The following is an 11013-nucleotide window of genomic DNA, read 5'->3' on the forward strand; positions in this document are numbered from 1 at the left end:
GACGACGCTCCACGAGAACGGGGTCCGTGCGCACCAGCGCACGGACCCCGTTCCGCGTTCCTACGGCCCCGCGGCGCCTAGCGCATCCGCGTGGCCCACTCCTGGACCTTCTTGATCCGCTCCCGCAGCTGTCCCGCCGTCGCCTCCGCGCTCGGCGGCCCGCCGCACACCCGGCGCAGCTCGGTGTGGATCACCCCGTGGGGCTTGCCGCTCTGGTGGACGTACGCGCCCACCATCGTGTTCAGCGACTTGCGCAGCTCCAGCAGCTCCTTGTGCGAAACCACCGGCCGCCGCTCGGCGGGCAGCTCCAGCAGGTCGGCCTCGGAGTCCGGCTTGCGACGGCTGTGCGCGATCTGCCGCGACTGGCGCTTCTGCAGCAGCATCTGCACCTGGTCCGGCTCCAGCAGCCCGGGGATGCCGAGGTAGTCCTGCTCCTCCTCGCTCCCCGGATGCGCCTGCATGCCGAATTCGGCGCCGTCGTAGAGGACCCGGTCGAAGACGGCGTCGGACTCCAGCGCCTCGAAGGACATCTGCTCGTCCTCGCCGGTGTCCTCGTCCTCCTGCCGGTTCGCCTCGTCCATCTCCTTCTCGGACTCGGCGTACGGATCCTCCTCGCCCTGCTTCTTCGGCTTGTCGAGGACGTGGTCGCGTTCGACCTCCATCTCGTTCGCGAAGCCGAGGAGGTAGGGGATCGTCGGAAGGAACACGGACGCGGTCTCGCCGCGCCTGCGCGATCGCACGAAACGGCCGACCGCCTGCGCGAAGAAGAGAGGGGTCGAGATCGTCGTCGCGTACACGCCGACGGCCAGGCGCGGGACGTCGACGCCCTCGGACACCATGCGGACCGCGACCATCCACCGGTCGTTGTTCGCGCTGAAGGTGTCGATGTTCTTCGAGGCCCCGGTGTCGTCGGAGAGCACGACGGTCGCCTTGGTGCCGGTGATCTCCCGGATCAGCTTGGCGTAGGCGCGCGCCGAGTCCTGGTCGGCGGCGATGACGAGGCCGCCCGCGTCCGGGATGCCCTTCCTGACCTCGGTGAGCCGCTGGTCGGCGGCGCGCAGCACGTTCGGCATCCAGTCGCCGCGCGGGTCCAGCGCCGTGCGCCAGGCCTGCGAGATGGCGTCCTTGGTCATCGGCTCGCCGAGGCGGGCCGCGATCTCGTCGCCCGCCTTGGTGCGCCAGCGCATGTTGCCGCTGTAGGACAGGAAGATCACGGGCCGGACGACGCCGTCGCCGAGCGCGTTGCCGTAGCCGTAGGTGTAGTCGGCGGAGGACCGCCGGATCCCGTCGTTGCCCTCCTCGTACGTCACGAAGGGGATCGGGTTGGTGTCGGACCGGAAGGGCGTACCGGTCAGCGCGAGCCGCCGGGTCGCCGGGTCGAAGGCTTCGAGGCAGGCCTCGCCCCAGGACTTCGAGTCACCGGCGTGGTGGATCTCGTCGAGGATCACCAGGGTCTTGCGCTGCTCGCAGCGGTTGCGGTGCAGCATCGGGCGCACGCCGACGCCCGCGTAGGTGACGGCTACCCCGTGGTAGTCCTTGCTCAGCGGCCCGGCCGAGTACTCGGGGTCGAGCCGGATGCCTATCCGGGCGGCGGCTTCCGCCCACTGCTTCTTCAGGTGCTCGGTCGGCGCGACGACGGTCACCTGCTGGACCACGTGGTGGTGCAGCAGCCAGGAGGCGAGGGTCAGCGCGAAGGTGGTCTTGCCGGCGCCCGGGGTCGCGACCGCGAGGAAATCGCGCGGCTGCGTCTCGATGTACCGGGTGAGGGCACCCTCCTGCCAGGCACGCAGCTTGCTCGCGGTGCCCCACGGCGCACGGCCGGGGAAGGCGGGTGAGAGGTGGTGGGAGGCGGTAGTAGTCACGGTCTCCGGTTCGTGCTCTCGGTGGCGGTCGTACGTAGGACAACCGGGCCACCTTACCGGCACGGGCCCGCCCCTCATCGAGGGACAGGCCCGTGACCTCGGCGGGTGCGGCGAGGGTCACATGGAACGCAACCGCTGTGCGATCACGGCCACATCACCCTCGTGCCCGGCGGCGACATCGATGACCAGGCCGTACGCCACGTCCTGGTCCACCCCGGCGAGATCGACTCCGTTCACGGCGAGGAAGGTCGCGGCGGCGAGCCAGGCGGTGCGCTTGTTCCCGTCGACGAGGGGGTGGTTCGTGGCGATCCCGTGCAGCAGCGCGGCCGCCTGCTCGTACGGGTCCTCGTAGGCCGGGGTCCCGAACATCCGGGCCCTCGGCCGGTGCACCGCCGACTCCAGGAGGCCGGGGGCGCGCAGCTCGACGGGCTGTCCCTGGGCCAGGCAGGCGTGCCGGGCGAGATCGAGCACCTCGGCGAGGGTGAGGTGCCGCACCCCGGCTCCCCGGACCCCGTCGGCCGTCTCGGCCCTCTCGGCCCTCACTGCCCGAGCCTCTCCAGCAGCGGGGCGTGCAGCCGGGCCAGCCGGGCGGCCTCGTCCGCGACCCGCCCGCGCTCGGCCCGCAGGTGTGCCCGTACGGCGCCCAGCGCGAGCTCCTCGGGCGTACGCCCGGTGGCATCGGCCAGGTCGGCGAGCTCGGCGCGCTCGGCGCCGGTGAGCGGGATGATCATCTGGTCCATGCCGGGACCCTAGCGGCCCGGCGCGTTCCGGTTCACGGGGTTTTGCGCACGTCCCCCTCGGGAGCGGCGGCATCGGCCGGGTCCAGCCGGGTCGCGACCCAGGCCCCCGCCAGGGCCACGACGGCCATCGGCAGGAACACCACCAGGAACGCGGCGGGGTGCGAGGCCGCACCGTCCGCGCCCCCCGCGTGCCCGGCCCCGACCGCTCCCCCGCCGAGGGCGGCGAAGGCGGCGCCCACGGCGGCGAGCAGCACCACGTTGGCCAGCGCGTCCGAGATCTGCAGCGCGGCGGAGTTCGCCCCCGCCTCCCGCGGCGGCGACAGCTTCAGCAGCAGCACGCTGGTCGAACCGATCACCAGGCCCATCCCGAGGCAGCCCACCGCCCACGCCAGCGCGACCGTCCACACCGGCACCCGGTCCACGAGCACCGCCGGGGCCGCCGCGATCGCGAAGGCCACCATCACCATCCCGGCGACCATCAGCCGCTCCCGGTACGGCGCGGCCCGCCCCTTGGACTGCACCCACGAGCCGAGCGCCCAGGTCACCCCGCCCAGCGCGAGCGAAAACCCGGCCAGGGTCGGGCTCATGCCGCGCTGGGTGACCAGCATCAGCGGTACGAAGCTCTCCGCCCCGATGAACGACCCCGCCGCCACCCCGCGCAGCAGCACCACGGACGGCATCCCGCGCCGGGCGAGGTAGGTGCCGCGCGGCAGCAGCCCCCGCACCGCGGGCACGAGCAGGGCCGCGCCCGCGAGCCCGGGGATCAGTGACAGCCACCGCAGGTCCTGGGCGGCGTACTGGAGCAGCCCGGCGCCGGCGGAGATCCCCAGGGCGAGCCGGATCCGCCGCCCGTCGAAGGCGGCGGCCTGTCCGCCCACGGGCCCGGAGGCGGTCCGCCGGATCGCCGGGAGCGCCACGCACAGCGGTACGACGACCAGGACGGGTATCCCGAGGAACACCCACCGCCAGCCCAGGTGCTCGGTGACCGTCCCCGCGGCCAGCGGCCCGACGATCGACGGCACCACCCAGCTCGCGGCGAAGGCCGCCATGATCACGGGCCGCAGCCGTTCCTCGTAGGCCCGGCTGACCACCACGTACAGCGCGACGATCACCAGCCCTCCGCCGAGCCCCTGCACGGCCCGCCCGATGACGAACACGCCCATCACCCCGGCGGTCCCCGAACACACCAGCCCGGCGGCGAAGGCCCCGATCCCCACGGTCAGCGGCCGCAGCGGGCCCTGCCGGTCGGCCCACTGCCCGGACAGGACCATGCCGAAGAGGCTGGTGGTGAAGTAGGCGGAGAAGCCGAAGGCGTAGAGCCCGATCCCGTCGAGCTCCCGCGCGGCGACGGGCATGGCCGTCCCGACGGCGGTCGCCTCGAAGGCGATGAGGAAGACGACGGAGATGATCCCGACACTGAGCGCCCGGTACGCCGTCCCCAGGATCCCGCCCTGCGGGGGCGGGACGGCTGCGGCAGGATCGGATATCCGGGGTTCAAGGGCACTCATCGCCCCAGGGTAAGGCGCGTCCCCCGCTCTTGACCCTGTCATTTCGACGGATCTCGCCTCGTCCGCGGGACCTAGGTCGTCTCTTTCGGATCTTGCCGGTTAAGCCCGCGTCGTCCGGTGCCGTGCATCGGTGCGTTGGCGGGGCGCCCGTGTACTGGACGTACTCGGGTGCCCCGCCAACGCGGCGAGGTGCGGTGCCGGGCGGCGCGGGCCAGGCAAGATCCGAAAGAGACGACCTAGGTCTGTGAACGCGGTATGGCAGTCGCATTGCGTCCCGCCGGGATCCCTTCCCCGCCCGCCGGCACCCCCGTACGTTCGTACTCACCACCCCACAGCCGTGTGCCCGAGTGGTTGAGGGACTCGCCTGCAAAGCGAGTTACGCCGGTTCGATTCCGGTCACGGCTTCTCACGCCTTGAACAGGCAAAACGAAGAGGCGGCACCCCGGATGGGGCGCCGCCTCTTCGTTCGTTCGTCTCAGTTCCCGTCTCAGTCGGCCCGTACGAGCGCGCCGGCCGCGCCGTCATCATCGTCCGGCCGGTCCGCCTCAGCCTTCCAGATCAAACCGTCGACCTGCCGCGCCACATCGGCTCGCACCGCGTCGACCATGTGCTGGTACCGCGCTGCCGTGGCGGTTGTCGACCACCCCATGAGGCCCATGACGGCCCGCTCGGATACTCCGAGGATGAGCAGAACCGTGGCGGCCGTGTGGCGTGCGTCGTGCAGACGCCCGTCACGAGCCTCCGCCTCCACAAGCAGGGCCTTCCACTCGTAGTCCCCCGTCTTCGGAGCCTTCGCCAACTGAACGGGGTTCTTGCCGAGATGGCCGCGCCGTACGGCCTCGTTGAGGGCGGTGCGGAAGGTGCGGTGCACCTGGTGGGCGGTCGCGGGCTTGCTGCCGTTGGCCTGCATCTTCGTGTAGAAGATCTCGATGTGCTCGGGCTTGAGCCTGTCGAGACGGTGAGCTCCCAAGCCGGGGATGAGGTGCTTCCGCACGGCGACGCCGTACCCGACCATCGTGTTGTCGTTGACCGTGAGGGGTGCCACGTTCTCGATCCAGTGCGTCAGCCAGGCCTTGACCGTCACGGCCTTGCCCGGCTTGCGCACGGTCTTGGCGTCCCGCTGCCGAGGTTAGATCCTGAGCCGGACTCCTCTCACCTACATGGCCCCGCCCGCATGCCATTGAGGTTCCTCACAACCAAGATGGCCTGTAGGGCTCCGGACGACGTATCCGGCAGTCTGGTCGGTGCATCCGCGCTGGCACTGGTGAATCGGCGGTAGCGAAACAGGAGGCAACACCATGCTCTTCTTCTACAACAGGGACACGCGGGCTGCCGGATCGGGCGAGCTCGATGCTGGCGGTGATTTCGTCAACCTGAAGGATTTCCCGGCCGGGCAGTTCGGGGACTGGACCCACATCGTGCCCGGCGGTGGCAAGCTCTTCTTCTACAGCAAGGACACGCGGGCTGCCGGATCGGGCGAGCTCGATGCTGGCGGTGATTTCGTCAACCTGAAGGATTTCCCGGCCGGGCAGTTCGGGGACTGGACCCACATCGCGCCCGGCGGCGGCAAGCTCTTCTTCTACAGCAAGGACACGCGGGCTGCCGGATCGGGCAAGCTCGATGCTGGCGGTGATTTCGTCAACCTGAAGGATTTCCCGGCCGGGCAGTTCGGGGACTGGACCCACATCGTGCCCGACGGCGTCCAGCTCTTCTTCTACAGCAAGGACACGCGGGCTGCCGGATCGGGCAAGCTCGATGCTGGCGGTGATTTCGTCAACCTGAAGGATTTCCCGGCCGGTCAGTTCGGGGACTGGACCCACATCGCCTTCGACGAAGATGCCTCCAAGCTTTTCTTCTACAGCAAGGGCACGCGGGCTGCTGGATCGGGCGAGCTCGATGCTGGCGGTGATTTCGTCCACCTGAAGGATTTCCCGGCCGGACAATTCGGGGACTGGACCCACATCGTGCCCGCCCGCCGCAAGCTCTTCTTCTACAACAAAAACACGCGAGCCGCTGCATCGGGCGAGCTCGACGCCAGTGGTGATTTCGTCCACCTGCAGGATTTCCCGGCCGGACAATTCGGGGACTGGACCCACATCGGTGCGACCCAGCTCTAACCTCGACCCTTCAGCCCAGCGGCGACCGTAGGGTCGGAGGCCACCGGCCCGAACACGGCCGGCTCTGCCCGCAGCATCCCGACATCCGCGAGGCAGTCCCCGCCCACCGCGACGGCGAGGGCCACGTCCGGCAGGATCTTGCCCGGATCGCGCACCGCCTGCGGACGTCGCCACGGCGTCAGCACCGCCGATATCGCCTTGGTCCAGCCCGGCCTTGCGGGCGGTCTCGACCAGGCCAACGGGCTACCTGGCGGCTGCGGAGCGCCTGCAGCACCCCGTCCAACGGTGCCACGGTGCTACCCGCCCGTCTCGGTTTCCGTCTCGTTCATCCCCGTACGCTGCCGCCCAAGGCCGTTCATGCGCCTCTGGTGATCACTGCTCACGCACCGGATTGAACGTTGTTGAACGCGCCCGGATCACGCTCTGCCCAACGCGGACAAACCTGCAAAGCGAGTTACGCCGGTTCGATTCCGGTCACGGCTTCTGCCCGCTGACGTAGCGGGGCGGCAGGGCGGCACCCGATCCGGGTGCCGCCCTGCCGCCCCGTCTTCCCGCCTTCCTGACCCACTGCGATTGCTACGGCCGCGTGACCGTCATGCCGGGAACACTCCCGCCGAGGCCCGAGATCGCCCTCGACCGTCGGCGCCATTTCCTGTTCCGCATCGGACAGGAGGTTTGACTCATACGCGATGGCCAGGGGAACTCCCTGGCTTCGTACGGTTTTCCACTTCTCGGTATCGCACAGCGCGTCACTCACGCCCACTCCAGATCACCCGCCTCACGGCTCGCGGCCCGTTTCCGCGGCGTGACCCTGTTGGCCCGCGCGGGCGTTGCCCTTCGCGTAGCCGATCTCCATCGAGTTGGTGAGGCTGTTGGCGAGGACGCTCGTCCCGCTGATGCCGTGGCGGGACATGAACTGCACGAGCGGGGTCTCCGCGCTGCGTTCGCCCGCCTGGTACATCGCCCGGGTGCGGGTGTGCGTGGCGTCGTCGATCCGGTCCTTCTCCTTGGCCGCCGCCTCGTCCGACCATTCGGTGATCGCCGAGGACGCGGCCTGTTCCACCGCTCCGCTGCCGGTGTCGATGGCGATCGGCACCGCCACGGCGGCGACCCCCGCGCCGACGAGCGTCACGGGGAGCAGTGCCACCACGCCGCCCACGGCCGCCGACGTGCCGAACTCGACCCACGCGCCGCGCTTCTCGACGGCCTCCTCGAACTCCTTGTGCTTCTTCTCGGCCTCGGCTCCCAGCTGCCCGGCGCGGGACTCGTCGAGCATCCCCTGGACCTCCGCCGTGATCCGGACGGTGGACTCGGCGCGGCCCTGGTCGATCCGGCTGTCGCGGAAGCCCTGCGCCTCCAGGACGCTCGCGCCGTAGATCCGTTCGGCGGTGGTGAGCGTCGCGTACGAATCCGGGTGCTGACCCAGGGCGCTCAGCAGGTCCCTCGCCTCCTCGCGGCTCAGGTCCACATGACCGGCGCCGTGGCCCCCGGACGGTGCGAACACGCTTCCGGCGCCGGGGTCGGCGAGGGCCCGGTTGACGTCGTCGAGGTACCCGGCCGTCATCCGGCCCAGGCTGTCCGCGAGGGCCTCGTGCCGCTTGAGCAGTCCGGCATCGGCGCCGTACTTCGCGACGACCGCCTCCATGACCTCCGCGGTGGCCTCGCTGCGCCGCAGCTGCGGGGCCGTCTCGTCCCAGGCGTGTCCGAGGGTCGCCGCTTCCAGGGCGTGGCCGAGGGCGTCGGGCATGTACTGCTTCGCGCGCGCCACGCCCTTGGCGTCCACGTCGTTGGAGTCGGCCGGGGCGGCGTACTTCTCGTCGGCGAAGTGGTCCAGGTAGTTGGTGACGCCCTTGCCCAGCGCGGGCGCTCCCGCCTTGACCGTGCCGTCCTGGTGGTAGGCGACCAGGTCGCTGCCCTCGCGCCGGAAGAACTCCGTGGCGGCCTGCGGGCTGTGCCCGAGCGCCTCCAGGAAGCTGTTGACGGGGTCGAAGCCGGCCCCGCCGGCCCCGGACGGGTTGAACTGGGTCTGGGTCCAGCCGTTGACCGGCTTGTTCCGGAAGAAGAAGTCCTTGTCCTTCGCCTGGACCTGGGTGGCGTGGTCCGCGATGGGTACGAGGAAGCGCGGATCGTAGTTCCCGTAGCGCATGATGCCGCCGAGCAGCTGGTAGCCGAAGGGCGGGTTGCCGTCGTACCTCGACAGCGGGATCCGCTCCGTCCCCAGCCGCCGCAGGTCCTGGCCGAAGCGGTCCGGGAGGTGGCGGGGGTGGTCCGGGTCGGTGGCCGTCGCGAGGTTGAGGCCCAGGTTCCGCTGGAGGTCCTGGACGTCCTTCAGCCGCTCGGGGTCGTAGCCGCGCGCTCCGGTGTCGGTCGAGAGCTGCCCGAAGAACTCCAGCGCGCCCTTCGGGCCGAGGCCCTCGTAGAACCCGGTCGCGAACTCCGGCGCCCCCGCGTGGTCCGCCAGCAGTTCGTTCAGCTCCCCGAGCTCCGCGTGCGACAGGGCGCGGCCCTTGCGCGCGAGGTCGACGGCGTGGCCGCACTGCTCGGCGGTGAAGCCGGCGTACTTCGGGCGCCGGAAGTCGTGCTCGTCGGCGATGTTGGCGTTCAGGAGCCGGGCCAGCGACCGGTCGACGTCGTCGCAGGCGTCGACGACGGCGTCGATCCTCGCCTGCCAGAGGGGCAGGTTGACGCGGACCGCCTCCTGGTAGTCCGGGTCGTGCCGGGCCGCGTCCCGCTCCGCGTCCGTGGTGAGGGGCGCGGCCCGGACCCTGCCCCGGGCGTCCACGAGGAACCCGGCGGCGGGCACCTCCTGCTCGGCGAGCACGCGGAGCCGGTCGCGGGACGCCTTGAAGGCGGCGTGCCCCTGGGCGAGGGCCCGGTGCACGCCGTCGGCCTCCTTGGCGGCGTCCTCGAACTCCTTGGCCGTCCGGTCCACGAACGGCCGCGCCACGCCCGCCGTGACCCCGCTCCACTCGGCCCTGTCCGACGCCGCCTTCATGCCGCCCCGGGCGGCCTGCGCGAGTTCCGTCAGCTTCCCGGCCATCGCCCGCCAGTCGCGGGCCGCCGCCCCGAGCGCGTCCAGCGGGGCGTGCAGCACGTTCTCGTACGTCAGCACTACGTGAGGTACTCGGCGATCTTGGAGGAGGTGAACTCGGCGTACAGCCGCTGCTCCTCCTTGCGGTGGGAGGAGAGCGAGTAGTTCAGCCCGTTGGAGATCTGCGCGCATGCCGCGACGAGGGTCTTCACCTGGCCCTCCCAGCGCGCCTGCGCCGTGGCGAGGGCCGCGCCGCTCGCGAAGCCCTCCTTCGCGAGGGCGGCGGCCGCCTCGGAGGTGGCGGTGGCGGCGTGCCGGGCGTCGGCCTGGAGGCGCGAGTGGAGCTCGTACGCCTCCGAGCCGATGGCGCCGATGTGGTCCTGGTTCAGCTCCAGGTCTTTGGCTGCGGGGGCAGCCGTGACCCTGGCGGCGGCTGCTGCTGCGCGGGCCGCGGACCACTCCTCGTCGAAGGACATCCGGCGGGCTCCTCTGCCATGGGTCAACGGCGGCGGCGTACGGCGGCGGCCGCGGCGACGGCCCCGCCGATGAGGACGCCGGCCGCGAGCCCGAGCCCGAGCCAGGGGAAACCGCCGCCGCCCTCCCTAACGCCGGACCGCGCCTGCGGTGCGGGGCGCGGCGGGGTTTTCCGCCCGGTCGAGGGACCGCCCGCCGCGAGCTCGGGCAACGGGAACACATCCGCCGGCCCCGGATCCCGCTCCTCCACCACGGCAACCCGAGGCCGCACCACCCCGTACCCGACGTAGTCGTTCCGCCGCACCCCGTCGACGGGCTTCCCGGCGGTGTCGAGCAGGACGCGGAGCACCTGGTTGTTGGTCCAGTCGGGATGAACGGCCCAGAGGAGGGCGGCGGATGCGGAGGCTAGGGCGGTGGCGTCGCTGGTGCCGTGGCTTGTGCAGAGTCCCGTCTTACGTCCGCAACCCGTGACGATGTCCACGCCGGGGGCGGAGATGTCCACCTGTGCGCCGTGCTGTGACTCCCTCGTAGCAGCGCCCTCAAGGCCCACCGCACCGACACCCACCACTCCGGGCGTCGCCGCTGGATAGAGCGTGCTGTTCGTTGTGTCTCCGTCGTTCCCGACGCCGGCGAAAATCAGCTTCCCCTTGGACAGGGCGTATTTCACAGCGCCTGCCCGCTCGGGATCGTCCTTGCCTGTGGCCAGGGAGATATTGATGATCTTGGCTTCCGATTCTGCCGCGTATCGAATCGCTGCAGTCCACGATGGCCTGGTGTCATTGAACTCGTGCGGCACTCGGACAGGAAGAATCTTGGCTCCGGGGGCCAGCCCAAATGCACCGTCGCCGCTCGGATGTTTGCCAGAGCCCACGATCAACGCCGCCATCGCGGTGCCGTGTCCTTCGTAGTCGTTGCGCTCATCGCCCTTGTAACCCTTCTCACCGGCCGCAAAGTCCTTGCCTGAGAGAACTTGGCCCTCAAGTTCAGGAATCTCTTCGACCCCACTATCAATGACGGCGACAGTCATCCCCTTGCCAGTGCTGGTCTTCCAGATGTCGTCGGCTTTCATGGCGTTGAGGTGCCATTGCCGCTCTCGAATGGTCTGCGCGTGAGCTGGCGTCACGGCGACCCCGGCCAACAGCAGACCCACCAGGCCCGAGGTCGCCTTCAACCAACGCATCTCGTGCGCCGTCCGTTCCGTCAGTCGATGACCGGCGGAACAACGCGACGGTTGCTCTGCCAGGTCTCTTCGTCTTCGACCAGGTAATCGGGGCGTCCGCT

At 70.5% G+C, this 11013-nt stretch carries 8 protein-coding genes, 1 tRNA gene and 2 pseudogenes; 2 read left to right on the forward strand and 9 right to left on the reverse strand.

What is annotated here, in order from left to right; translation table 11 throughout:
* Positions 1-77: 77 nt before the first annotated feature.
* From OOK31_RS38015 to OOK31_RS38030, 4 genes are all read right to left on the reverse strand, one after another.
* On the reverse strand, positions 78-1862 hold the full coding sequence (locus tag OOK31_RS38015) for a DEAD/DEAH box helicase (RefSeq protein ID WP_267092021.1): 1785 nt from the start codon (positions 1860-1862) through the stop codon (positions 78-80).
* A gap of 117 nt (positions 1863-1979) precedes the next feature.
* On the reverse strand, positions 1980-2357 hold the full coding sequence (locus tag OOK31_RS38020) for a type II toxin-antitoxin system death-on-curing family toxin (protein ID WP_267092082.1): 378 nt from the start codon (positions 2355-2357) through the stop codon (positions 1980-1982).
* 44 nt (positions 2358-2401) lie between these two features.
* Positions 2402-2602 carry a hypothetical protein gene (locus tag OOK31_RS38025; protein WP_267092022.1) on the reverse strand — a complete coding sequence of 67 codons (201 nt, stop codon included), beginning with the start codon at positions 2600-2602 and terminating at the stop codon, positions 2402-2404.
* Positions 2603-2634: 32 nt separating this feature from the next.
* Positions 2635-4110, reverse strand: a complete 1476-nt coding sequence (locus tag OOK31_RS38030; RefSeq protein WP_267092023.1) for an MFS transporter — start codon at positions 4108-4110, stop codon at positions 2635-2637.
* 333 nt (positions 4111-4443) lie between these two features.
* Between OOK31_RS38030 and OOK31_RS38035 the strand changes: the two genes are divergently transcribed.
* Positions 4444-4515: transfer RNA gene (locus tag OOK31_RS38035), tRNA-Cys, on the forward strand.
* Between the two features lie 82 nt (positions 4516-4597).
* Here OOK31_RS38035 and OOK31_RS38040 read toward each other — a convergent pair.
* A pseudogene (locus tag OOK31_RS38040) lies at positions 4598-5236 on the reverse strand (tyrosine-type recombinase/integrase); the annotation flags it as partial.
* 172 nt (positions 5237-5408) lie between these two features.
* Here OOK31_RS38040 and OOK31_RS38045 point away from each other — a divergent pair.
* Complete coding sequence (locus tag OOK31_RS38045) at positions 5409-6227, forward strand: hypothetical protein (RefSeq protein ID WP_267092024.1); 819 nt, start codon at positions 5409-5411, stop codon at positions 6225-6227.
* 20 nt (positions 6228-6247) lie between these two features.
* Here the strand turns inward: OOK31_RS38045 and OOK31_RS38050 are convergent.
* The 4 genes and pseudogenes from OOK31_RS38050 to mycP all read right to left on the reverse strand — a co-directional run.
* A pseudogene (locus OOK31_RS38050) lies at positions 6248-6427 on the reverse strand (IS1380 family transposase); the annotation flags it as partial.
* Between the two features lie 578 nt (positions 6428-7005).
* Positions 7006-9339 (reverse strand): hypothetical protein, encoded by a 2334-nt coding sequence (locus tag OOK31_RS38055; protein ID WP_267092025.1) that lies wholly within the window; start codon positions 9337-9339, stop codon positions 7006-7008.
* Complete coding sequence (locus tag OOK31_RS38060) at positions 9339-9734, reverse strand: hypothetical protein (protein ID WP_267092026.1); 396 nt, start codon at positions 9732-9734, stop codon at positions 9339-9341. The genes OOK31_RS38055 and OOK31_RS38060 overlap by 1 nt, the downstream gene beginning before the upstream one ends.
* Before the next feature lie 23 nt (positions 9735-9757).
* The gene (gene mycP, locus OOK31_RS38065) at positions 9758-10912 is read right to left on the reverse strand and encodes a type VII secretion-associated serine protease mycosin (protein ID WP_267092027.1); all 1155 of its coding nucleotides are present in this window, start codon (positions 10910-10912) and stop codon (positions 9758-9760) included.
* Positions 10913-11013 lie beyond the last annotated feature (101 nt).

This window comes from Streptomyces sp. NBC_00249, from assembly GCF_026342355.1.
Lineage (GTDB): Bacteria > Actinomycetota > Actinomycetes > Streptomycetales > Streptomycetaceae > Streptomyces.